This is a genomic window from Acinetobacter sp. 197 (genome assembly GCF_048148385.1).
GTDB classification, from domain to species: domain Bacteria; phylum Pseudomonadota; class Gammaproteobacteria; order Pseudomonadales; family Moraxellaceae; genus Acinetobacter; species Acinetobacter pecorum.
This window is the reverse complement of sequence record NZ_JAYWZK010000002.1, coordinates 16969-39083: the sequence shown is the minus strand read 5'-3', so window position 1 is coordinate 39083 and position 22115 is coordinate 16969. Positions and strand designations below refer to the sequence as shown.

26 protein-coding genes and 1 pseudogene are annotated in these 22115 nt (G+C 38.2%); 13 read left to right on the top strand and 14 right to left on the bottom strand.

The genetic code is table 11. The features are described 5' to 3' along the window. Positions 1-76 precede the first annotated feature (76 nt). Positions 77-994 (bottom strand): helix-hairpin-helix domain-containing protein, encoded by a 918-nt coding sequence (locus tag VXQ11_RS02750; RefSeq protein WP_416705363.1) that lies wholly within the window; start codon positions 992-994, stop codon positions 77-79. Between the two features lie 164 nt (positions 995-1158). Here VXQ11_RS02750 and VXQ11_RS02745 point away from each other — a divergent pair, with 164 nt between their 5' ends. Genes VXQ11_RS02745 through VXQ11_RS02735 form a run of 3 tightly spaced genes read left to right on the top strand, consistent with a single transcriptional unit; the run spans position 1159 to position 2471 of the window. Then, positions 1159-1530: a hypothetical protein gene (locus tag VXQ11_RS02745; RefSeq protein ID WP_184103936.1), complete on the top strand. Its 372-nt coding sequence runs from the start codon at positions 1159-1161 to the stop codon at positions 1528-1530. Further along, complete coding sequence (locus tag VXQ11_RS02740; RefSeq protein WP_262458018.1) at positions 1527-2072, top strand: glycoside hydrolase family 108 protein; 546 nt, start codon at positions 1527-1529, stop codon at positions 2070-2072. The genes VXQ11_RS02745 and VXQ11_RS02740 overlap by 4 nt, the downstream gene beginning before the upstream one ends. Further along, positions 2073-2471 carry a hypothetical protein gene (locus VXQ11_RS02735; RefSeq protein ID WP_416705362.1) on the top strand — a complete coding sequence of 133 codons (399 nt, stop codon included), beginning with the start codon at positions 2073-2075 and terminating at the stop codon, positions 2469-2471. It abuts the gene before it with no gap. A 133-nt stretch (positions 2472-2604) separates the two neighbouring features. Here the strand turns inward: VXQ11_RS02735 and VXQ11_RS02730 are convergent, their stop codons facing one another. The 4 genes from VXQ11_RS02730 to VXQ11_RS02715 all read right to left on the bottom strand — a co-directional run bounded on the left by VXQ11_RS02730 (position 2605) and on the right by VXQ11_RS02715 (position 6475). Beyond that, positions 2605-3870: a HEPN/Toprim-associated domain-containing protein gene (locus tag VXQ11_RS02730; protein ID WP_416705361.1), complete on the bottom strand. Its 1266-nt coding sequence runs from the start codon at positions 3868-3870 to the stop codon at positions 2605-2607. A gap of 259 nt (positions 3871-4129) precedes the next feature. Further along, positions 4130-4969, bottom strand: coding sequence for a hypothetical protein (locus VXQ11_RS02725; protein WP_416705360.1), 840 nt, complete (start codon positions 4967-4969; stop codon positions 4130-4132). Positions 4970-5010: 41 nt separating this feature from the next. Then, positions 5011-5256: a hypothetical protein gene (locus tag VXQ11_RS02720; RefSeq protein ID WP_416705359.1), complete on the bottom strand. Its 246-nt coding sequence runs from the start codon at positions 5254-5256 to the stop codon at positions 5011-5013. A 1-nt stretch (position 5257) separates the two neighbouring features. Next, positions 5258-6475 (bottom strand): tyrosine-type recombinase/integrase, encoded by a 1218-nt coding sequence (locus VXQ11_RS02715; RefSeq protein WP_416705358.1) that lies wholly within the window; start codon positions 6473-6475, stop codon positions 5258-5260. 165 nt (positions 6476-6640) lie between these two features. On the opposite strand from VXQ11_RS02715, the pseudogene VXQ11_RS02710 reads away from it, so the two are divergent. From VXQ11_RS02710 to VXQ11_RS02700, 3 genes and pseudogenes are all read left to right on the top strand, one after another. Further along, a pseudogene (locus VXQ11_RS02710) lies at positions 6641-6967 on the top strand (aminoacyl-tRNA deacylase); the annotation flags it as partial. Between the two features lie 193 nt (positions 6968-7160). Next, positions 7161-8414, top strand: coding sequence for a YncE family protein (locus tag VXQ11_RS02705; RefSeq protein ID WP_064102139.1), 1254 nt, complete (start codon positions 7161-7163; stop codon positions 8412-8414). 61 nt (positions 8415-8475) lie between these two features. Further along, a complete protein-coding gene (locus VXQ11_RS02700) occupies positions 8476-8946 on the top strand; it encodes a hypothetical protein (protein ID WP_064102140.1) in 471 nt (156 codons plus the stop codon). 125 nt (positions 8947-9071) lie between these two features. On the opposite strand, the gene VXQ11_RS02695 is transcribed toward VXQ11_RS02700, so the two are convergent. From VXQ11_RS02695 to tusD, 4 genes are read right to left on the bottom strand one after another with little or no spacing between them, the layout of a single operon-like run. Beyond that, positions 9072-9383: a TusE/DsrC/DsvC family sulfur relay protein gene (locus VXQ11_RS02695; RefSeq protein WP_064102141.1), complete on the bottom strand. Its 312-nt coding sequence runs from the start codon at positions 9381-9383 to the stop codon at positions 9072-9074. Positions 9384-9397: 14 nt separating this feature from the next. Beyond that, positions 9398-9682 carry a DsrH/TusB family sulfur metabolism protein gene (locus tag VXQ11_RS02690; protein WP_064096131.1) on the bottom strand — a complete coding sequence of 95 codons (285 nt, stop codon included), beginning with the start codon at positions 9680-9682 and terminating at the stop codon, positions 9398-9400. Positions 9683-9699: 17 nt separating this feature from the next. Then, positions 9700-10050, bottom strand: coding sequence for a hypothetical protein (locus VXQ11_RS02685; protein ID WP_416680066.1), 351 nt, complete (start codon positions 10048-10050; stop codon positions 9700-9702). A gap of 44 nt (positions 10051-10094) precedes the next feature. Next, positions 10095-10463: a sulfurtransferase complex subunit TusD gene (gene tusD / locus VXQ11_RS02680; protein ID WP_144725118.1), complete on the bottom strand. Its 369-nt coding sequence runs from the start codon at positions 10461-10463 to the stop codon at positions 10095-10097. A 70-nt stretch (positions 10464-10533) separates the two neighbouring features. Between tusD and VXQ11_RS02675 the strand changes: the two genes are divergently transcribed. From VXQ11_RS02675 to VXQ11_RS02645, 7 genes are all read left to right on the top strand, one after another. After that, complete coding sequence (locus VXQ11_RS02675) at positions 10534-11544, top strand: NAD-dependent epimerase/dehydratase family protein (RefSeq protein ID WP_416705357.1); 1011 nt, start codon at positions 10534-10536, stop codon at positions 11542-11544. Between the two features lie 138 nt (positions 11545-11682). Continuing rightward, entirely contained in the window at positions 11683-13077 is a 1395-nt protein-coding gene (gene fumC, locus VXQ11_RS02670; RefSeq protein ID WP_416705356.1) for a class II fumarate hydratase, read from the top strand. Between the two features lie 118 nt (positions 13078-13195). Beyond that, on the top strand, positions 13196-13687 hold the full coding sequence (locus tag VXQ11_RS02665; RefSeq protein ID WP_064096136.1) for a hypothetical protein: 492 nt from the start codon (positions 13196-13198) through the stop codon (positions 13685-13687). Positions 13688-14108: 421 nt separating this feature from the next. Next, entirely contained in the window at positions 14109-14711 is a 603-nt protein-coding gene (locus tag VXQ11_RS02660; protein WP_416705355.1) for a nitroreductase family protein, read from the top strand. Positions 14712-14840: 129 nt separating this feature from the next. Beyond that, complete coding sequence (locus VXQ11_RS02655) at positions 14841-15203, top strand: hypothetical protein (RefSeq protein ID WP_064096138.1); 363 nt, start codon at positions 14841-14843, stop codon at positions 15201-15203. Next, positions 15204-15572, top strand: a complete 369-nt coding sequence (locus tag VXQ11_RS02650) for a hypothetical protein (RefSeq protein WP_064096139.1) — start codon at positions 15204-15206, stop codon at positions 15570-15572. Between the two features lie 785 nt (positions 15573-16357). Continuing rightward, positions 16358-17125, top strand: a complete 768-nt coding sequence (locus tag VXQ11_RS02645; protein WP_064096140.1) for an alpha/beta fold hydrolase — start codon at positions 16358-16360, stop codon at positions 17123-17125. Between the two features lie 38 nt (positions 17126-17163). On the opposite strand, the gene VXQ11_RS02640 is transcribed toward VXQ11_RS02645, so the two are convergent. Genes VXQ11_RS02640 through tssA form a run of 5 tightly spaced genes read right to left on the bottom strand, consistent with a single transcriptional unit; the run spans position 17164 to position 22074 of the window. Further along, complete coding sequence (locus VXQ11_RS02640) at positions 17164-18120, bottom strand: M15 family metallopeptidase (protein ID WP_064096141.1); 957 nt, start codon at positions 18118-18120, stop codon at positions 17164-17166. Between the two features lie 5 nt (positions 18121-18125). Further along, entirely contained in the window at positions 18126-18767 is a 642-nt protein-coding gene (locus VXQ11_RS02635; protein WP_416705354.1) for a hypothetical protein, read from the bottom strand. 14 nt (positions 18768-18781) lie between these two features. Next, a complete protein-coding gene (gene icmH / locus VXQ11_RS02630) occupies positions 18782-19591 on the bottom strand; it encodes a type IVB secretion system protein IcmH/DotU (protein ID WP_416680079.1) in 810 nt (269 codons plus the stop codon). A 5-nt stretch (positions 19592-19596) separates the two neighbouring features. Continuing rightward, on the bottom strand, positions 19597-20961 hold the full coding sequence (tssK, locus tag VXQ11_RS02625; RefSeq protein WP_064102150.1) for a type VI secretion system baseplate subunit TssK: 1365 nt from the start codon (positions 20959-20961) through the stop codon (positions 19597-19599). A gap of 6 nt (positions 20962-20967) precedes the next feature. Next, positions 20968-22074, bottom strand: a complete 1107-nt coding sequence (gene tssA / locus VXQ11_RS02620; RefSeq protein WP_416705353.1) for a type VI secretion system protein TssA — start codon at positions 22072-22074, stop codon at positions 20968-20970. Positions 22075-22115: the final 41 nt, after the last annotated feature.

Genomic DNA, 22115 nt, shown 5'->3' with positions numbered 1-22115 from the left:
TTTTTAACTACATAAGATCAACTGGCTATTTAAAATTCGTGAGTTGAGTATAATCAATGAATATTTAAAAAATCTATTAAACTATTCCTAAATATTTTCTTGCACCCATAATAATATTATCAGCGGTTTTTTTATTTATTAAAAATTTCTCAATTTCACTACTTGAACAATCAGCAACATCTTGAATCGAATTAATGCCATTATTAACTAAAATTTCAGCTGTATTTACATTTAATCCCTCTATTAAAAGTAGACATTGGATATTTTTTTGATTAGTGTCGAAAACTCGCTTAATGGCAGCATATTTTTTAGCCATTTTTTCCATAAAAGATCTCGATAGTGTTTTATATATTTCAGGTATATTTTTTTCCCAAAAGAGTAGCATTTCTGTAGTTGTTTTTAGCTCTTTAAAGGAATCACAATTAGTTAGTTTTTCAACTTTTTCGATCATATCATCTTTTTCTTTCTGAAGGTTTTCTCTTTCCTTTCTAATTTTTTCTTGTTCTTGCCTTATCATATTAAAATAATTTGTATTATCTATTTCTTGATTCTCATTTTCTTCTTCTTCCTTTGTATCTGATATATATTTTAGTATTTTGGACATACTAATCATCCAGTCATCTATACAGCTTATACTTATAATACATCCATTTAGATTGAAACCAATAGTAATCATCCCTTTATCATCAACAGTCTTTTTATTAATCTCTGCTAGTTTAGATTTTTCATCAATATTTTCTGATATATATTTATTTATATATCTTTTATTTTCTTTAAAGAACTCTTTTAGTAAATTAGTATCATTACTCTCTAAATTAAGTTGCTCTCTTAAATCCAAAGACTCAACAAGTAAAAACTTAGGCTCCAGGATTTCGATATGCTTATCAAGTTCCTCTAACGGAAAATTCATATTCATAGAGGATTCAACGCTATCCACATAAATAATAGGTATACCAATTGTCTGCAGTTTTTCATACAGCTGGTTAGCATTCATAAAATTTCATACCTGTATTAAAAAATTTAATTTTAATCGAGATCTTTTTAAAAAAATATTAAATATGAAAATTCAATATTTAGCACCGACCCTGTAGGGTTCGCGTAACTATCTATAAAAAGTCAATGATGCATCAATAGATCAGAATTTGTATTGAGAGCGTTATGCAAGAAAACACCATCCCCTGGATCATTAAGATCGTACCCGCAGTTGTTGGTGCAATCTTGGCGCTGGTCCTAAGTGGTGACATTGATAAGGACGGAAAGATAGAAGTCTCACTGAATGTCATCGTCAAATTTATGGCCAGTGTAACTGTCAGTTTGTATGGCGGCTCGGCTTTCATTGAATACTTCAACTTACTCCACGTATCCACGATGTACCAAGGCGCAATCATGCTGTTCTTTGCAGTATTTGGCTTATTGGGGATCGGCATTGTTTACCAGTCCTTTGCATTACTGCAGGGGAAACCTATGTCCGAAGTACTGCATGAAATTAAATCTGCATTTTTAGCGATCTGGGGGAATGGGAAGAAATGAATATTGAACAATTTTTAAATGAACTCATCCGCCGTGAAGGTGGCTATGTGAATAATCCAGCCGATCGAGGCGGAGCAACAAAGTATGGTATTACCGAAGCTGTAGCACGTCAAAACGGTTATAAGGGCCACATGAAGGATCTACCTGAATCACTTGCGCGAGATATTTACCGCAAACAATATTGGACAGTACCGCGTTTTAACCAGGTGAATGCACTTAGTCCACTGGTTGCAGAAGAATTGCTTGATACAGGCGTGAACTGCGGTGTTGGTTTTGCCAAGCCTACCTTGCAGCGCGCCTTAAACCTATTGAACAACCAGGGTAAAGGCGGTTGGCCTGACTTGGTTCCAGATGGTGTATATGGTCCGGCTACCTTAGGTGCATTAAAAACATTCTTGGCCAAGCGTGGCAAGGAAGGCGAAAAGACCTTATTGAAAGTCTTAAATATTTTGCAGGGCAATCGTTACATTGAAATTTGTGAACGCAACCCAAGCCAGGAGCAGTTTTTCTTTGGATGGATCTCGAATCGAGTGGTGATTTAAATGGTGCTAGATGCCTTTTTAGCCCAATTCTATAAAGCTGTGATAGTGGTGCTGCTGGCCTTACTTGCCCTAGCAGTTGCCTTTGGTGCATGGAAACACTTTGCACTTGAGCATAGTGAGTCACAGCGTGAAGCCGATATTGCAAAAGCAATTAAACCTTATGTAGAGGCGGAACGTGAACAACGTAGCCGCGCTGATAAAGTGAGTGGTCAATATGAAGAAGTTAAAGGTCAGGATCGTCTGCACACGGAAGTCATTAACAACAAAGTTGAGAAAATCACGGAACGCCCTGTTTATCGTAACGTGTGTCTTGATGCTGATGGCGTGTCAATCCTCAATGAAGCCGGGCGAATGGAACCTGCCGGCGAATCTGACACAGGACTGTCCCGACCTCCCTGAGATTAAATTAGGGGATGGTGGCTATGCACTTAAAGCCTGAGTAAAAGATCGGCGTATGTATGTCGAATGTGCTCAAGCTAAACGTGCTTTAAATCAAGCTGTTAAAAAGCCCTCATTATGAGGGCTTCTTTAATTATTGCATTTCACCCACTAGTTTAAAAATATGCTTCCATATAAGAGTTAAACCAGACCAATCATACTGAGGATTATCATAATTCTTACTTTTGATCTTATCTTTAAAGTTTTCAAAAATTCTCTTTTTATTTGAGATTTCACCTTGATATTGATTTAAGCCGTCATTGAAACTGCGCCAAATGATTGGATAATATTCAGATGTAATTTGATCTGTAATACAGTCTCTACCTACATACAATTCAATTGATGCTGCTTTGGAATAAATATCTTGTGTAAATTGGCCATTTGGACCTAAAGTAGGATAATTTTTTAATAAATCAAAGTCAGGATACTTAGTTACTTTAATATTTGAAGGTAAGGTAATTTTACTTAATAGATTTAAAGATTCGAGTGCTGCTGTGTCACTATCATAAATAGCCAATATTTTATTTGGCATCTTTGCACCTACAAATGCTTTTACCATTTTTGTCAGTATGTGTGCACCTCCATCTAAACTACTTGCTTGATAATCAATAAATTCGAAAAAGTCATATAAATGTGGAAATAAGATTTTTAGAGATTCTTCAAGAATAAACCTATCTGTAGATCCCTCAGTAAAAATGTAAATTTGTTCAGATGGTTTGGATGATTTTGAAATTAGTTCTTCGCAATTTTTTACTACATTACTCTCAATATCATAATATCCAGCGTTAGTTACTTCGGTTAAATCTTGAATTATTCTTTCTTCACCTGTTAGTAAGTGAGAAAATAAAACAATAATTTCTCTTATGTCATAACTAAAAGTAAATACCTCCTTATCATGAGTGATTTCTTTGTTTAATAAGTTGAAAATTTCATTTGAGGAGTCATTTAAAATATATCTATTTTGATAAAAATATATTAAATAAGAGCAATAATCATCAAAACTCAATGAATCTAATTTTTTTATATAATCGGAAAAAGGTTTTTCTTCTATAAGTAAACTGTAATTTTGATCTATATATTCATTTTTTACAAAATCAAACTTATTTTTAATATCTTCAAAATTGAAACCGAATAAGTTTAAACGTTCTTTAATTAACTTTAATTTACATTGGTATTCAAATGCTTCTTCATATTCACTATCACTTAAATTTCCCCAAACCAATCGACTTCTTTCAGAACATTTACGATCAAAAACTTTTTTATCTGATTCACGAAAAATTAACATTAATTCTGGATGTACATAGGATTTTGTATGAAATAACGGCATATCCTCAAGCATTAACTCTGTCCAACTTCCCAACTTAAAACTCCCAAAAATTACTGTTATGAATATTTTCTTAAATTTACTATATTTTTATTAATATTACATTAGAAATTTATTCATAAATAAAAATAAAAATAAAAATAAAAATATATAGCTATATTTATATTTTAGTAACAAATGAAATTCACTAATTAAGATTTAATAAATAAATGGCTTATTTACCTTAGATTGTTTGACATTGAAGGTTAAAACCCTAAAAGATCTTAAAGTAAAAAGTATGAAAAAAATATTATATTCACTGATGAACTTTTATTGACTTTAATGCTTCATTCTGAATATCTTCTAATAATGTTCTTGTGACTTCTAATAATTCTTCAAAAGATTTATATTCACCATAATTGAAGATCTCCTTGGTTTTTGGATCTTGTACTTCAATATTTATTGCACGGTATAATGTTGATCTAATTCTTAGGCTTGATCTTCGGAAGTTTTTATTATCTCGATAACTTTTACAAAAATTAGGCTTTTTTTCGTTATCAGTATATTCTGGATATATAGCAATTACTTCATTAAAATATTTTTTATAATCATTATTAATAAGATGGTCGTAAATATCCATAATTCGAATACAGTGATGCTCCAACCTACTATGTTTATTTAGGATGATTTTATTGTTAGAAATTTCACTATATATTTTTATATTTGAATAACTCTTGGCTGCTTCATGGCGTATATTTTTATCATTTGGAATAAGATATTTTTCATAAAGTACAAGATTTTCATTCACGGTTTTTATATTAATTATTATATTTTGAATATCTACTAAGCTGATTAAAATAGGATGTAAATCATTTAATATCAAAGAAGCATATTCTTTTTCAACTTCATATGATTTTTGACTTTTCCAAGAATTTATTAGAAGTATAGCAATGATCGGAGTAATGAGGGTGGCGGACCATACAAACATATTTGATATGACTGAAGGGATGCCAGCAGCTTCCGTCTCATAAATACATGTTAAAACCAGTCCTATTAAAACAGCCATAGTTGCTAAGACAATATAAAAAATAATGCTTAAACATATTGTCTCTGCAAAATTATTAGTATTTGAAAACTTATTTAAAAACTTATTCACTTTAGGTTTTTACTCGCCAATCTTAAAAATATTTTAATGATTTAACTCACTGTTCCTAAAACTGGCACCATTCTAGGCCCAGACTTTCTAGCTTTGCTTACGATCTCGACTAGCTCATCATAAGTCAGATTGAATGAATCCGAACTATCGAAAACATAGACTACATTTTTATCTTTAAGTTCTTCAGGTTTTTCAGGAACAAAGCGGGTAGGGATCAACTTCTGAGTTAATTGCTCATCTGTTAAAGCTTTTGGTAAATTATTTGGATCGAATTTTTTAGTCTGCATTTTATTGCCCCCATTTATCAACTATGTCAGCCCAGTCTTGTAGCATTTTCCGGCGTTGACTAATGTATTTAGCGTGATTGTATGATGCCCTTACTTTGTTCTGTTCAGCATGAGCAAGTTGCTTTTCAATCCAATCATCATCGAAATCAAGCTCATTTAAGATAGTACTTGCGGTTGCTCGAAAGTCGTGTGATGTCGAGTTTTTAAGCCCTATTTTCTTTAGAGCACTATTCAATGTAGCACTTCCGATTGTGGCTGCGCTACTGTATGCACTTGAGAATACATACTCTTTGTTGCCTGTTTCAGTATATTGAGACTTGAGTACATTGAACAGTTGATCAGACATAGGAACCAGATGGATCCTATTCTTTTTCATTGTCCTTTCCTGAGAGTTGCTTCGTGTTGAAATGGGGAAGGTAATAATTCTTTCTTCAAAATCGACATACTCCCATTTCATACGTCTGATCTCGATTGAGCGTAGCATTGTGTAGGCTAAAGTGAGTAGGGCATTCTTAACTGTCGCTGTACCGTGGTAATTATCAACCCCTTTTCTAAACTGGACTTGTTGCTCCTTGGAGAGTGGATGAGCGTGTTCAACATCTGGGCGACTGATAGCACCACGCACTGCATAAGTTGGATCATTCTCAGCTCTTAGAGTGGCGATCGCATATCGCATAACAGCACCAATAATTTTGATATTATTTGATGCTGTAACTTCCCCTGTACCTCTAGCGCCTGTTGTACGAACGCGAGTGATCGTTGATTTTGCGATATACAGGACCTCTGCAGCAGTCACGTCAGCAACACTCTTTGCTCCAATTACCGGGTATATATCCGTTTCAAGCGACCATTTTACTTTTCCAACATACGTTTCCGATCTGTTTTTTAAAATCTCGGTAATATATTCCTCAGCAACGGCTTTAAACGTGTTTGCGTTTTTTACACTTTGTACGACTTTTTCTTCTCTGCGAGCTATAGCGGGATTTTTACCTTCACTGAGTAGAGCCTTCGCTTCATCACGATTCTTTCTTGCCTCTGCTAGACTTACCCGTGGATATTCCCCTAAACTTAACATTGAGGCCTTGTTTTCAAATCGATATCGATAGCGCCACAGTTTTGTACCTGTGGGTCTAACTTCAATACAAAGCCCATTATGGTCAGCAATGCGATATGCTTTATCCCTTGGTTTAAGGCTCTTAATTTTGGTGTCGGTGAGCATGTGAGTAACCTAAATAAAATATGAGTAACTTAAAAACTACTCACAATAGTACTCACAAAATAAGATTTTGCATATAGTGCTTAGATTTGTTTTGGTTTCATAAGTATCTAATTTATAATAAATACAATAATTTAAAATTTGTTTAGATTTGCTTTGCTTTATATAATAGTGTTTACGGATGATAAACAATATTTTGTTGCCGTATTGCCGGTACATCATCAGCTTAACCTGAAAAAAGTAGCCCAGGCCGTGGGATGTAAAAAACTCCAGATGGCAGATCCTAAACAGGCAGAACGCTTGACTGGTTATCTGGTTGGGGGAATTAGCCCTATTGGCCAGAAGAAACGGTTAAAAACAGTAATTGATGCAAGTGCCGAACAGTTGAACAAGATTTATGTGAGTGGAGGTAAAAGAGGGCTGGATATAGGACTAAAACCGGCCGATCTTGCCAAAGTGCTCAATGCCCAGTTTGTCGATGTGCTGGATACATAAAATCACAGCAAGATGTTCTTTTAAATTCAGAGAATATAGAACGATAAATTTAAATGAGCTGTATTTTTTTTGGTCGGAAATAACAGTAAATCATCTTATACATTTGTATATTAGAGGCGTGAAAACACAGCCTGACTGTGTCTATAACAAGGAATAAAAACAAAAATACAAATTATTATGCGGAGCATAAGGGATGAAAATTCAAAATAAAAAATGGCCAAAGTTCTGTCTGACCTTGTCTGCGATGGCGATACTATCTGCGTTGCCAAGTGTACAGGCCGCTTCTACACCTTCAGTTGCACCTGCTAATTCTCAGCAGGTTTTCTTTGTCGGAAATAACTGGGATGGCACGGTCACTGTGATTCGTCCATCAGGTGATTTTGGCAAAATCGGTGTCATTAACATGATTCCTGACCGGAAAGAGCGCCTTAAGGAAATTCACCTGAATCCAATCAAGCTGATTGCCTATACTTACATTCAGGCCACAGCAGGGGAAGGGAATGATCAACTGGTGGATGATATGTACTCTACGCCAGACGGGCAATCAGTGGTCGCATCACGCCCAAGTTTCGCCGATGTCGTATCAATCAATATCAAAACTGGCAAGATTAACTGGCGCACACCTGTTGAAGGCTTTCGTGCCGACCATATGGCGGTATCACCAGATGGACAACGGGTCGCCGTATCTGCATCTTCAGGAAATGTAGTGCATGTACTGGATATCAATACCGGTAAGGAAGTAGGTCGTTTCAGCACGGGCGATAAACCGCATGAAAATATTTATTTTGATGGCGGCAACAAGATTCTGAACTCTGCTATCGGCAACGTGGAAACCTCGATGGATGCCCAATGGCAAGATTTTACCAAAGGAAAGCGTTTTATCACCATCGCAGATGCCAATACCCATCAGGTGTTGAGAAAAATTGACTTCAGACCCGCACTGGATGCATTTGGCCGAAAAGATTTGTCCAACTCAGTACGACCAATGGTATTTAGTAAGGATGAAACCAAACTGTATGCCCAGGTTTCATTCTTTAATGGTTTGATTGAATACGATCTGAACCAGAACAAGATTAGCCGGATTGGACAGTTGCCAGGGAGCGACAGTATTCCGAAAGATCGGACAAAATGGGTGAATGATTCGCGCCATCATGGCCTATCGATCAGTGCTGATGGTGAAAAGCTTTGTGTTGCGGGAACTATGGACAATTATGCCACTATTGTTGATCGCAAGACGCTGACTGCCGGGAAACTGATTTCTGCGGGTAAACCGTATTGGGCAACGCGTAGCCCGGACGGTCGTAGCTGTGTGATTTCCGAAAGTGAAACTGATGTGGTTACCGTGATTGATTTTGCTACTGGCAATAAAGTGCTTAGTGTACCAGTAGGAAATCACCCACAACGTGTCCGGATTGGTTATGCGCCTGCAGACTGGTCAACACCGTAGTTGATGAGTAGAAAAGACAGCTTTTGAATAGGGGCTGTCTTTTTAAGCTGAGGACACAAAGATGAATAATAAAACAATTCAGTTATATGTATTGATTACATTGCTCTTGTTTGGAGCCTTACTGGGTATTGGCTATCAAATACGAAAAGAAATCTATCAAACCCATCTTACTAATCAACCCCATTCTGCTCCCGTCCAGCCAGCTGAAAAATCTGCAAATGATGCCTCTGTCAGCTCTACTGCTAATAGTCAAACCAATAAAACCGGACAAAATAATGCATCTGCAAAGCAAAGTGAATTGTTAAGGCAGCAGCAACAATTATATTTGGACTTTTCCACGATGATTAATGCATTAAGTGAAGGACAACGACCCGATCTTCAACAGGTCAGCTTACTAATCACTCAGCAGCAGAAGCTGGTAGAGGCTCAACAGGTCAGCAAGGCCGAGGCGAAAGCACAGATTGAGTTTCTGATCAAAGTCTTGCCTGAAATGGAACATGAACTGCATCGGGCCTTACGAGCTTTAGATTAAACCTGTATTTGCTGTCTGCAGGCTACTTGTATCTTTAATTATTCTAGAAGTGAAAATTGATCGCATAAAAAAGCCCGAATAAAAAGTCAGGCTTTTACAGACAAAATATCGAAGACTTGACAGCTTTATAAACAGTTCGCAGGCTTGGGTACGCCGGCCAAACGGCTTAAGTGACGTGCCACCAGACCAGTATTAAACTTTTCCTGAAGCATGGCATTATTGATATCGGCACTGACAGTTTTCATTAAAAATTTGATTAGAGGGCGCGTTGCTGGTGAATGGCCAAACTGCTGATAGAACTGACGTACCGCTTGCAGAATTTCAAAATGCCATGGGGTCAAGTCAAGGTCCAGGCTATTGGCTAGGAGTTGAGCGACATCTTCATTCCAGATGGTGTAGTCAACCAGATGACCATCTTGATCCAATTCTAAATTCATATTTAACCCATTCATTATTTCATTGAAATGCAGCGATTAAACTGGAGGCAAAGAGCAGCAAAATCTGCATAATTCAACAATTTTACTTGATCAGGTAAGGGCTGTATCAAGAGTTCAGCATCATTTTTCAGCATATAAATTTGCGGCAAGCTTTGTAGAAATGAATGCTCTAGCAACAAAACCGCTTCACCCATCAGCACGACCTGATCGCTCATTGTATAAATCTGAGCCAATTGATCGAGGATCTGTGCAGTTGCCGAATAGCTGGATTGGATCAGATAAAGTGTATGATTTGACATTTGTATATCCTTATTCCTTACCAATACAGCACATGATCAAAGCTTTGAATAAATTCAGGATTAAGCTCAATAAATTCGATTTCTTGTTCGCTCTGCGTCACAAATGGGGAATTTTGATTTTTCTGCTCAATCAGAATCGGAGTGAGATCATAAAACTCGAAACTGTCGACCATATTTGATGCCAGTTTAAAGGCATGTTGTAACTGGTCAAATTGCAATTCTGAACGCAGAAGGCTAAGGGCAGCACCTTGTAGCAGGACTTTAACTTCCGAGCCAAATGTCGCCAATACCATTGTCGCAGACAGACTTTCATGCACCTGCAGGCTGGTCAGATTGGCTTGGGTTAATATAACAAGTACAGATTTCACACAAGATTCCTTGGAAAAGCAACACATTCTAAAAAATGGAACATCTAGAATTGAATCAGACGTTGTGAGGATTGAACAGCATCGGCAAGTTCACCTAAACCGACTAATTCAAACGCATCTGCCAGATTATGCTGATGAATATTGTGACGTTGAGCATTGTCCGGATCTGTAATTCCACGCGCCAGTGCTGCACTTACACAGACCGGGAGGCGAATCTGCAGTGCTTGCCATGCATGTGTAAGATGACGTTGATCGTCGGGTACCCATTGCAGTGCATTTGCGACCGATACGCCGTCCTGATAGAAAAACACACGGAATGCTTCCTGCTTATCCTGCAAAGCCTGAGCTAAACCCAAGGCATGCCAGGCATAGATGGAAGTCGGTGCGGAGGTAACAAGAATTAAGGTACTCATCGAAATTCACTACAGGCTTGATCAATAGCAACAGATTGATCTTGGCTTCATTAGAAAGTAGGTAGTATAAATGATTTTAGTGACGGGTGGATTAGGCTTTTTAGGCTCACATATTGCTTTAAGTCTGTTAGCACAAGGACTAGAGGTCATTGTGGTCGATAATTTGGCCAATGCTAACTTACAGACTCTGGAGCGTCTCGAATTTATTTCTGGTATGTATGTGCCTTTTATCAAGATTGATATTCGCAACACGCCAGCATTGAACAAAGTCTTTGAGCAGAATTCGATTCAGGCTGTGGTGCATACCGCAAGTTTTAAGTCACTGGAAGAATCAGTATTAAAACCACTTGAATATTATAATGATAATGTCAGCTGTATTATGAGTCTCATGCGTGCCATGCAGCGTACCGGGGTACGTCATCTGGTACATTTATCCAGTTTGGCGGTATATGGCCAATCTGGCACAGACTTAAGCGAAGATCTGCCTTTAAACTTTACTTATCCTAATCCTTATATCAAGTCGCAACAGATGGTGGAGGAAATTATTCGGGATACCGCTAAAACTGACAATGAATGGCGGATTGCGATCCTGCGTCTTTCTAATATTGCCGGTGCCTTTGAGCATGGTCTCTTAGGGGAAGCAGTGCCACCTTTACCGAAAAATATTGTTCCTCTGGCAATGCAGGTCGCTGCGCAGCAACGTGAATATCTTGAATTACGCCGTCAGGCCCATACTGCAGATGGCACAGTAGAGCGCAGTTTTCTGCATGTCGCAGACTGTTGTGATGCCGTGATCAAATCCTTACAGTGGTTGTCACAACAGCAGGAATTAAAGTGTGAAGCCTTTAATATCGCTGGTGAACTGATTTCCATACAGGCTTTACTGGATCAGCTTGCTGAAGTCACCCAGTCTGCAATTAAAACTGTGGATGCCTTACCTTATCCCCACGCTGAGCTGGACCAGTTAGGTGCGAATACTGAAAAGGCACAACAGGTTTTGCATTGGCAACGGCAGCGCTCGATCAGAAAGATGCTTGAGGATGAATGGTTGTTTTATCAAAATATTCTCAAAGGACAGTAAATTAGATTTTTAATTTAATATTTGATAATAATTATCATTTACATATTTAATGTAATCGATTACTTTAAATTATTAGAGTAAATTATTGATATACAAATTCCTAAGATTATTAATAAGCAAAAAGAATTGAGGTTGAACATGCAAACACGTATTGAACATGACACGATGGGAGAAGTGGCTGTACCGGGTGAGGCATTATGGGGCGCTCAGACTCAGCGCAGCTTGCAAAATTTCAGAATTGGAAATGAACGTTTGCCACGGCCAATGATTCGTGCCATGGGACTCGTCAAAAAAGCGGCTGCCTTGACTAATGCCGAGCTGAACCAGATTTCACAAGAACTGTCACAATATATTGTGGATGCTGCTGATGAAGTCATCAGTGGTCAATGGGACAGTCAATTTCCACTGGTGGTCTGGCAAACTGGTTCAGGTACGCAAAGTAATATGAACTGTAATGAGGTAATTGCCAATATTGCCAACCAGAAACTGGGTAATCATTTAGGGGCACAAAAACCGGTTCATCCAAATGATCATGTTAACCGTGCTCAATCTACCAATGACTCATTTCCGACGGCGATTCATGTGGCTGCGAGCTTGCAGATCAATGAACTTTTAATTCCGGCAGTCACACGTTTACGCGATACCTTATATGTCAAATCTCAGGAATTTGCTGATATTGTAAAAATTGGCCGGACACATCTGCAAGATGCTACGCCGTTAACGTTGGGACAGGAATTTAGCGGTTATGTTTCTCAACTCGATCATGCACTTCTTCGTCTAGAACAGGCCTTGGGGGGACTGTACGAACTGCCATTGGGCGGGACAGCCGTCGGTACAGGGTTGAACGCTCATCCTGATTATGCTGTTGAAGTAGCTAAAACTCTTGGATATTTAACTGGTTTGCCATTTGTAACTGCACCAAACAAGTTTGAGGCTTTGGCTGGCCGTGATGCTGCAGTATTCGCTTCAGGTGCCTTAAAGACTTTAGCGGTTAGCTTAAATAAGATCGCTAATGATATTCGATGGTTAGCCAGTGGCCCACGTTGTGGTTTTGGAGAACTCCGTATTCCTGAAAATGAACCGGGTTCTAGCATCATGCCGGGCAAGGTGAACCCAACGCAAAGTGAAGCGATGACCATGGTAGTCGCGCAAGTTCTCGGCAATGACACCACCATTAGTATAGCGGGTGCATCAGGTAATTTTGAACTCAATGTATTTATGCCGGTCATTGCCTATAATCTGCTGCAATCTATCCAGTTATTAGGTGATGCTTGTAATAGTTTTAATGATCATTGCGCCGTTGGTATTGAGCCAAATCATGAAAAAATTGAACATTTCTTGCATGATTCTTTAATGCTGGTTACAGCCTTGAATCCGGTCATTGGTTATGAGAATGCAGCCAAAGTTGCCAAGACCGCTTATAAGGAAGGTAAAACCTTGAAACAGGTGGCTGTGGAACTTGATCTCGTTACAGCTGAACAGTTTGATGAAGTCGTCAGACCTGAACAGATGGTTTCACCGAATGCCAAATAAAGGTAAATGTTTTTAATCTTTTAGCTGTTTTATCATGGAATAGTCAGCAATGGTTTTTATCTCGGGCAGACTTGCGTACAATAGGGGCTAGATAAGATTACCCACTGATGATTGTTTTATGTTTGATATTTATTTAACGGATGTTCAAAAAAAGGTGCAATTCAAGGATTATCCAGGTGAGCATCCTGTTAAATTTATTCTGAATTTCAAAAAGATTTTTCCAAGTGTTATGGAGCTTCTTTTACCTGTACTGCCAGATAATGAAAATCTGGAAGAAATGTCTTGGGAATCGACCAGCGATGATTTTGAAACCTTCCAGATGTTTTTAACCGGTTGGGGCATCATCGAATTACGTTTGAAAGCGATTATGCAGTTTAAAGATAAAGCATTTGCGGATCGTCTAGTTAAACAAGCCCAACAGAAACGCAAAGATTATCAAAAGCAGCAAACCCAGCTCAGCACAGTTGAATTGGATTATCTTTTTATGCATGAGATGCATGCTTTAATTGATGCAGAGCTGGTTGAGCTCGGTGAAAAATTCTATTTACCGGTTTTACGCGATCTTTGGAAAAACAAAGTATCTGCTCAGGTTTTGAATGCAAAGTTTTAAACCAGGTGTTTAGCTTTTATTTATAAAATTAATCCCTCAATTTTGAGGGATTAATTTTATCTGAAATATGAGAATTTTTTCATAATTCCTTGTCTAGCAAAATAGCCTAAGCTATAGAGATTTTATAAATAAATATCTTAATTTTGCTCAGTAATAGCGCATGCTAGATCATGGTTTATCATCTGGCCCTTTAACAGTGCATATGTTTTAACGATTGTTCAAAAAATAGATGAAAATGATCATTTTTAGCTAAAAAATATATAAAAATATCAAATAAATAGCCTAGTAATTAAGTCAATTATTTTTTAAGGTATAGGTGCTTTAGCTTATTATAAGGTTAAAGCCTCATTAATTAGTTATCCTTCACAAAAATAGCTGAAGGTTCAAATTTTCCCGAAGATATATCCCAGGATTTTGAAAAATGTCGAACCAGTTTTTAGATTTAATTACTAAGCGCCGTACTATTTATGCTATTGCCAAGAATGTTGAACAATCTCCTGAATATTTAACTGATCTGATTCAGACTGCGATAAAACAAAGCCCATCTTCTTTCAATTCTCAATCTTCACGCGCCGTCATTTTATTCAATTCAGAACATGAGAAGTTCTGGGGCTTTGTTGCAGACAAATTAAAAAGCTATGCCAAAGACGAAGAGAGTGCTGCAAAGACCACAGCAAAGATGGCCAGTTTTGCAGCAGGGGTAGGTACAGTCCTATTTTTTGAAGATCAAAACGTAGTGAAAGGTTTGCAGGAACAGTTCCCATCTTATGCAGACAACTTCCCAATCTGGGCGGAACATTCGACTGCAATCGCACAATTTGCAACGTGGACAGCATTGCATACAGAAGGGTTGGGCGCATCATTGCAGCATTACAATCCGATCGTAGATGAGCAGGTTCATGCGGAATGGAGCATTCCATCAAACTGGAAACTTCGTGCACAGCTGGTATTTGGTTCGATAGAGGGTGAGCCGCGTGCCAAAGATTATCTTGCGGATGAAGAGCGTTTTAAAGTTTTTAAATAACTTTATTCATATCTGCCCTTAACCAGTGTAAGGGTAGATATTTTTTAGATTTCGATGAAATTCTCATGAGCCTCATTAAAATTAAGTTAAAATAGCGCGCTAATGTAAAAAATTAATGAGTACAACCGAATGTCGAAAAACACGCAAAACCTGTCACCTTTACAAGAACTGATCGCAGAACAAAAACTGCTCTGTGAAGAAGTTGGTTCGGCTTATGTTGCAGTGAGTGGTGATGATGTGGTTGCCGTGGCCGTACATACCTTGAAACAGGATCCAATTGTCGGCATTCGTAAAAAGCCTGAGTCGGCTGAAAATATCAGCTGGTATATTTACGGGGGAGAACCTTCAAGTGAAGATGCTTTTGAAACCATGACCGTACGTGAATTACAGGATATTGCACCAGAAGTATTGCCGTATCTGGCTCTGGAAACAGGTTTTCGTTTCATGATCGATGCCGATGATTATGAAGATGTCTGGAAAGAAGAAATCTAAATGCTAAAAAAATCATCTTTCATTTGTGCTGGATTGCTATTAGGGCTAAATAGTATGCTCTTTGCAGAGCCACTTTCACAAAGTGCCTACGACCAGTTTATTTCAGTACAGACTAAAATCGTGAATGAAACCAAGCATATTTTAGATGAAGATGATCAAAAGGCAGATGCTCAAACTCAACGCCAGGCTTTCTGTAATCGATTGAAAGCCTATGAGGATATTCAAAAGGTGTCCGAAGAAAATAGTGATCTGAGTATGGCACCTACGATGGCAATGATTGCCAGAAACTTTCTGGAGCGGCAGGATCAAAGTTTGACTAAATCTGGAATGACGGCGAGTGTATTTTGTAAAAATAGGGAAGTAGAATAGGTTATAAAACACTTCTCTTTCTCGAACGTTTTTCGCTGGAAAATATAAATAAAGCAAATGATTCTAATTTGAATAACCGGGCTTTTATAAATACGAAAAGTTCATTATTAATATATTTTCAATAAAACTATTAAGTTAATTTAAAATAAATTTGATAGAATTACCTTATATCTCGGGGATATATCCACTGATATTATCTCATTAATTAGAATATTTAAGTAATGGCAATTATTTTTCTAAAAACTTCCTAGAAATACTAAATAGTATTTGATAAGAAATGATTTTCATCCGAGCTAGGCTAGTTGCTGCACGCAGCTCATATTTAATAATTCAAATATCTTTAAAAGTTTGTAAAATAGCCTAAGCGAATTATAAATGTTAATAGCTATGAAAAGAAAAGGGGAGGAAACTTAATAATAGTATTTTCTGCTTAGCCAATTTGTAAGAAGCTAGGTAGTAAATTCCACCTGACTGCTTATACACCCGAAATATGACTTGTAAATGTAGTGTGGCTTATTATGCATATCCAGTTTTTGATTATGAATGAGTAAATAAGTGATAGTCAGAAAATTAAAAATTTTAAAGCTACCTGAGCTTATTTGAATAATAACAGCTAGTTTTTAGACCTCTCTGATTTTAAAAAATTGTACCAGTTTCACCTATTTAGCCTAAGCAAAAATTATTGCATATAAATAGCCTAAGCATATTTTAAAATTTAGCAATTGATTAATTCCCAATAAAATTCCAATATCACCACATCATCTATGAAATCACGGAATTCTCAAATGATCCTCAACTACCAAATCACCAGTCATGATAACTCAACACTTGTACCAATGGTCTTCATTCATGGTTTATTCGGCAGCTTGAGTAATTTAGGAATGCTGGCGCGACATTTTTCAAGCCAGCGTACCGTCATTCAGTTAGATCTGCGCAACCATGGCTTATCTGGACATAGTGATGAGCATAATTACCACTTGATGTCAAAAGATGTACTTGAAACATTAGATAGTCTTAACATCACCAAATTTGTTGTGGTAGGGCATTCTATGGGCGGCAAAGTTGCCATGAAACTGTCTGATATTGCGCGTAATCGGGTAGAGCAGCTTGTGGTTCTGGATATAACTCCAATCCCATATCATGAAAATCATCATGCGGAAATTTTTGAAGCCTTATTTGCTGTCGAGCGTGCAAACCTAAGTTCCCGGTTAGAAGCGACAAAAATCATGCGTGAATATCTGAATGAAGAAATGGTAATTCAGTTCTTGCTAAAATCTTTTAACAAAGGGAAGTGGCTGTTTAATGTACAGGCGCTCTTTAACCATTATCAGGATATTTTATTTTGGGAAGATATTACTCCAATTGATACTCCGGCACTTTTTCTCAGAGGTGGTAACTCTTTTTATATTTCTAAACCAGAGCATTTCGCTGCGATTGACCGCCAATTCACCCATTCCAAAGTTGAACTCATTGAAAATGCAGGTCATTGGCTGCATGCTGAAAATCCTGCACAAGTACTGGAACATATACAAGCATTTCTAGATGCACAATAATAAATAACACGGTTAACTTTGAAACTTTGAATCGAAGGTCAGTATCCAGCTGCCTGTAGCTGACCTTCATTAACCAACTGGTTTGCCATTTCAGCGGTTTTTTTCAAACCTGGCATACGATATTCAGTATGACCATAATCTTTAATCGATTTCCACCGACCGCCCCATGTGAGTCCGACCGATTCTGCGACTTGACCATACAGTTCATAACCACGCATTGCCCATGGATCACGTTCGCTGATGATGACTTTACCATGACGTTTAAAGGCAACGTCAGCTGCTAAACCGAACTGATGATAACTTTGATAACCTCTAGCACGCGTGGTATTCGGATTTGCAGAAAGTGAATTTTGACGTTCCGGACTGCGATAACCTTCTAGTAAAACCAGTTCATATCCATACTGTTCACGCATTATTTTGAAGACCATCAATAAACGCTGTTTATAACGTGGATTAATTTTATTCCATTTCCGGTTAACTATATTGAGATCACTATGATTATGGATCATAGGCAGATGTACATCTTCAGTAGGATCAGGTGGATTTATAACTTGGGCAGAAACAACATTGGTATAGTAATGGACTTCTCCCTGTATGGCTTCTTCAATCAGATGACCTTCTACTTCTGGGGGCGGTGCTAACACCTGACCATCGAGTAAAGTATAAATTTGGGGATCAACTTCACGTAAATAATTTGCTTCAAAAGTACTGGCAGTAATGGGGCGGGTTAAAGTAAAAATTACAATACTGCTAAATAACACTAAGGCCGCCAGCAAAATCCACCATTGTTGAATATGCCAATGTGACTGGATTTTATCTGAAGATGCTGCCTGATTAAATTCCCAGGCAACCTGTCTGGCTGCCAAAATTCGGTTCTTGCTATATGGTAAAATTTGCATGCACAGGTTTATCAACCGGATTCGGAATTCATAAGAAACCAGCAGCAACATACCTAAGCTAAGCAAAACAAAACTGAAAAAAATGAAGTAGATCATGCTATTTATGACAGTGCTACTTCAGCACTTTCCTGTAGCGTAGTTGCTGAGGGCTGTTCCTGTGACGAAGTATTTGTAGTTTTTAGCTCAACAGATTTTTCTGTTTGTGCTGGCGATAGACGATCAGCATTTATATTTAAAGAACTTTTTTGCGAACCTTTAATTATCTTAGTCTTTATTGCTGAAGATTGAATTGTCCGAATTTCCGGTTTAAGTGGTTTATTTTTATCATTGGCCTGAATTAAAGGTTTTTGCTCTTGGGCACCAAACGCAGATTCAAAAGGTGAAGTATGGTTTTTAGATTCTGCATTACTTTCTGGCTTTGCTACCTTAAACATATTTTCAATATTCTGATCAAAACCATCTTCTGGGTTCTGGATATTATCCTGATCCAACGGCATAGCGGCTCTTGGAATAATTTGCTCAGATTCTGCGGCATGATTTAAGTCGGATATGTGATGATTTTCTGCATTAACTCGTGTACGGCTTGATCCCGAATAATTCTGATAATAACCATAGACTAGTAAAACAGAGCTTACTGATAGCACCCCCAATACAAATCCGCTCAATAGGTAAAATTTAGGAGAATGAGGAACCGGCTTTATAGACTGTAAAAGACGAATATGTTTATTATTTTTGTTTGCCATAGTGAGTATAATATTTATGGTAAATGGATAGTGATGTGGGCCTGTTCTGCAGGAACACTAATCACATTCTGATATTGGGAAAATGCTGCATTACGGTCTTTGGACAACACATAGTGCAGACCAATAAAGCTTGCCAGAGCAAACACTAGCCAGAAAATCAGAATCCAGAAAAATGGCAATTCACGGTGAATGATATGTTTAATCTGGTCTGGAATTGCAGCAAAAGGAGAAAATGCCTTTTTCCCTTTGAGGTAATCGATTTGATCACCGACACGACTAATCAGACTGTTCAACTGACTCATTGATTCAATTCTGTATTTACCATGAAAACCTAATAATAAACAGTAATGATAAACTTCAAGAACGGCGAGGCATTCCTTGTCTTTATTGCGGATTTCTTCCATGTGTTCAAAAAAACGATAACCAGCCAGTTGTGATCCAAATAAACTGAGTTGTAGCGGGCTCATCATCCAGAAATTTTTCAGGTCAAAAAAACGGGAATCCTGTTGGGTGGCAATCGTCTCATCTAACAAAGCACAATATGCATATTGTGCATTATTAATATCTTCTGCAGAAAATTGCAGTTTTCTTGCCTGGTTTTCAAAACGTGCCAGCATATCTAGCACTTTCTGGCGGAAGGACTCCGGATTAGAGGGTACATACTGATTGCGAATCAGGAAAACCACATAGAATCCATCATGTAATAGATCGACCAGATGGGTAGTTGCTGAGTGTTGACTCTTATCTATCTTTGTATTGGTCTGAAAACCTGTACCAATTTGTCCATCATCAAATAGCGATGGCGCATTATTAATACTATTCATTATTCTTATCCATTTACCACAGCAATCAGTTCAATTGAAATATCCTGGAATCCGCTGGGGATATAGATACAGATGGTCTCGGACTCCAACATCCGTTGATACAGTTCATTATTTGGTTCAATTTCAAAATAGCTTACCCCTGAACGCACTGGAATGGCGGTTGGCACTTGAATCAGATGCTGAACAGGTACAGCTGGCAGTGCTGCAATCACGCGTTGTTCAACATCGACAGTACTGCCAACCTTGAAACGGATCGGCACATAGGCAATCAGATCATGGGCTGGCATGACACTACTCGATACTGCAAGATACAAACGGGTTTCTCGGGAAATTTTGTCTGTTTCAAGACTGCCAACCCAATAGGATGGACGGGTTTCTTTCAGGGCAATACTGATATAGCGGTTTGAAATAATCGTATCCAGCAATTCACGTAAAATCACGTCGAGCTGGCCAAAGCTTTCCTGTAAATGATGATGTTGATATTGGGGTAAATGATCGACAGCATAGGCGGTTGAAAAAGTCAGGAGCGAGCCGGTCAGACGTAATAATTCAGAATACAGCCGTTCTGGATGAATACGTGGATACTGCAAGATGTGATTCAACGTTGCATGTGCAGTATTGAGTGCATTCACCAGCCAGAAAGACACAATATCACCAGAACGGAATTCAATCAGTTTCTGTTCATTTTCCCGGTTATTGTTTTGAATGGTTTTGATCTTGGCCCGGATAATATTCAAGGTACGCTTCAGATTATTCAACAGATTTTCTGATGCTTCGATATGCAGGATGGGGGGAATAAACTTGTGATCCAGTACAAAATTCCCGGAACTTTGCCGTTTCATTGTGCCAATCGGAAGATAAAAATAGCCATCCAAAGCCTGTTCAGGTCCCTGGCTTATTTCAAAAATCTTAAATTCAGCACGACGGCGTACCAAGGTAATTTCTGCTGTAGCCGCATTGGTAAACAGATCATGGGTTGAACTTAAATAGGAATGGTAGCGGCTGGATTGAGAATGATCTTGATGATGAAGATTCTGCTTACTTGCCTGAATCATCGGTAAAGCAAGATAAATCGCCATTTCTGTACGCAGATTCAAAGTATCAAGCTGTATGGGTTCAGGTAATAGATCCAGTTCAGGTGCACGATAAATTTCCCCATCTTGCCAGACCATTTTAATCCGGCTGAGTGCCAGTATATTCATGCCTAACTGGGTTTCATCGAATTCAATTGACTGAATTCCATAGGCAAAAGGCAAGCTCGCCTGAATGATATGGTTCAGGCGTTGTTCGTGATAGGCATCCTGTAACTGAAAATGCTGAGGTCTTAAAAATAGGCCTTCACCCCAAAGAACTTTTTCTGCTTTAAACATTCAGTATTACCACTCATTATTGGAATTATTCATATCGTGTACACCTAGTAACTCTTGAACCTGTTCCAGGGGATTTTCATTTTTAATCACTTGTGCCAGCCATTCATGAAGTGGCATCTGACTCCAGCGAATGGTTTTTTGCAGCATATAACTTACCGGACTATGCGGTTCGTGCATCTGGAAATAATCCGCAATTTCATTTAAGACTTTCAATGCCTGTTCCCGATTGGCCAGATGATTTTGTGGCTGTAACCGGAATTGAGTTTGAACAACAGGGGAGGAAGTATCTGTATAAACTTGCTGAATTCCTGAGTCTGTCGGCGAGATTAAGCTTTCAGTATTTTGATTCGCTAATTGTTCCACTTTATATAGACGTTTAATTAGGGAAATGATCGAATCAATCTGTTCGTCAATTGCAGAAAAACTCGGTGCATTCAAACCCAGTAATTCATCCAGAATAGTTTTTAGATGGTGCCAGTGCTGTTGAATATCCAAAACCTGCTGGTAGTTTTCTATTATTACAGAGTGGGAAGTAGCCTGTAGCAATTGCTCGAACTTTTGTAGCTCATCGTTGCTACTTGAAGATTCGCCATCTTCATCCTGCTGATTACGGCGTATCCGGACATTTTTCTGATGTAAAAATGCCTCATAATTTCCTAAATGATAAAACGGCGCCTGACTGACCAGGGGAACCTGTTTCATCAAAGCTGGAATCTGGTTGATTAAGCCTTGTAGCAAACCCAGGCGCTGATCCAGATCATCATCCTCAATTAAAGGATGCATGTCCTGCCAATATTGCTGAATACTGCGATGGCTCAGTTCCAGGCCGCGTGCAACCCCTTCAAATCCGTGAGTTCTTGCCCAAGCTTCAGCTAACCAGATATAAAGACGCAGATCTTTGGTTTTATCACTTAACAACTCAACTGATTTATTCAACACAAACTGCCAGTCTGCCTGACGTGGCTCAGAGATCCAGTCGCCTTGATCTAACAGAGGATCATCCTGAGTTTTGGCCTTTTTAATGGCATGAAAGTCATTTGAAAACGAGCAATCCTCACCACCTGGCTGATGATCAGAGATTGGGGCAAGCAGTTGTTCAATATCTAGAATCATTCTTCACCTGAAACTTGTTCTTCTTATTTAATTCTTTATCT

Bases quoted from the DNA above. Each gene is read 5' to 3' on its own strand.
- VXQ11_RS02720 (WP_416705359.1), bottom strand. From the start codon at position 5,256: ATGCAGACTAAAAAATTCGATCCAAATAATTTACCAAAAGCTTTAACA.
- VXQ11_RS02675 (WP_416705357.1), top strand. From the start codon at position 10,534: ATGATTTTAGTGACGGGTGGATTAGGCTTTTTAGGCTCACATATTGCT.
- VXQ11_RS02655 (WP_064096138.1), top strand. From the start codon at position 14,841: ATGTCGAAAAACACGCAAAACCTGTCACCTTTACAAGAACTGATCGCA.
- VXQ11_RS02660 (WP_416705355.1), top strand. From the start codon at position 14,109: ATGTCGAACCAGTTTTTAGATTTAATTACTAAGCGCCGTACTATTTAT.
- VXQ11_RS02735 (WP_416705362.1), top strand. From the start codon at position 2,073: ATGGTGCTAGATGCCTTTTTAGCCCAATTCTATAAAGCTGTGATAGTG.
- VXQ11_RS02695 (WP_064102141.1), bottom strand. From the start codon at position 9,383: ATGAATTTAGAATTGGATCAAGATGGTCATCTGGTTGACTACACCATC.
- VXQ11_RS02705 (WP_064102139.1), top strand. From the start codon at position 7,161: ATGAAAATTCAAAATAAAAAATGGCCAAAGTTCTGTCTGACCTTGTCT.
- tssA (WP_416705353.1), bottom strand. From the start codon at position 22,074: ATGATTCTAGATATTGAACAACTGCTTGCCCCAATCTCTGATCATCAG.
- VXQ11_RS02640 (WP_064096141.1), bottom strand. From the start codon at position 18,120: ATGATCTACTTCATTTTTTTCAGTTTTGTTTTGCTTAGCTTAGGTATG.
- VXQ11_RS02750 (WP_416705363.1), bottom strand. From the start codon at position 994: ATGAATGCTAACCAGCTGTATGAAAAACTGCAGACAATTGGTATACCT.
- VXQ11_RS02635 (WP_416705354.1), bottom strand. From the start codon at position 18,767: ATGGCAAACAAAAATAATAAACATATTCGTCTTTTACAGTCTATAAAG.
- fumC (WP_416705356.1), top strand. From the start codon at position 11,683: ATGCAAACACGTATTGAACATGACACGATGGGAGAAGTGGCTGTACCG.
- icmH (WP_416680079.1), bottom strand. From the start codon at position 19,591: ATGAATAGTATTAATAATGCGCCATCGCTATTTGATGATGGACAAATT.
- VXQ11_RS02740 (WP_262458018.1), top strand. From the start codon at position 1,527: ATGAATATTGAACAATTTTTAAATGAACTCATCCGCCGTGAAGGTGGC.
- VXQ11_RS02690 (WP_064096131.1), bottom strand. From the start codon at position 9,682: ATGTCAAATCATACACTTTATCTGATCCAATCCAGCTATTCGGCAACT.
- VXQ11_RS02665 (WP_064096136.1), top strand. From the start codon at position 13,196: ATGTTTGATATTTATTTAACGGATGTTCAAAAAAAGGTGCAATTCAAG.
- VXQ11_RS02700 (WP_064102140.1), top strand. From the start codon at position 8,476: ATGAATAATAAAACAATTCAGTTATATGTATTGATTACATTGCTCTTG.
- VXQ11_RS02645 (WP_064096140.1), top strand. From the start codon at position 16,358: ATGATCCTCAACTACCAAATCACCAGTCATGATAACTCAACACTTGTA.
- tssK (WP_064102150.1), bottom strand. From the start codon at position 20,961: ATGTTTAAAGCAGAAAAAGTTCTTTGGGGTGAAGGCCTATTTTTAAGA.
- VXQ11_RS02650 (WP_064096139.1), top strand. From the start codon at position 15,204: ATGCTAAAAAAATCATCTTTCATTTGTGCTGGATTGCTATTAGGGCTA.
- VXQ11_RS02715 (WP_416705358.1), bottom strand. From the start codon at position 6,475: ATGCTCACCGACACCAAAATTAAGAGCCTTAAACCAAGGGATAAAGCA.
- VXQ11_RS02745 (WP_184103936.1), top strand. From the start codon at position 1,159: ATGCAAGAAAACACCATCCCCTGGATCATTAAGATCGTACCCGCAGTT.
- tusD (WP_144725118.1), bottom strand. From the start codon at position 10,463: ATGAGTACCTTAATTCTTGTTACCTCCGCACCGACTTCCATCTATGCC.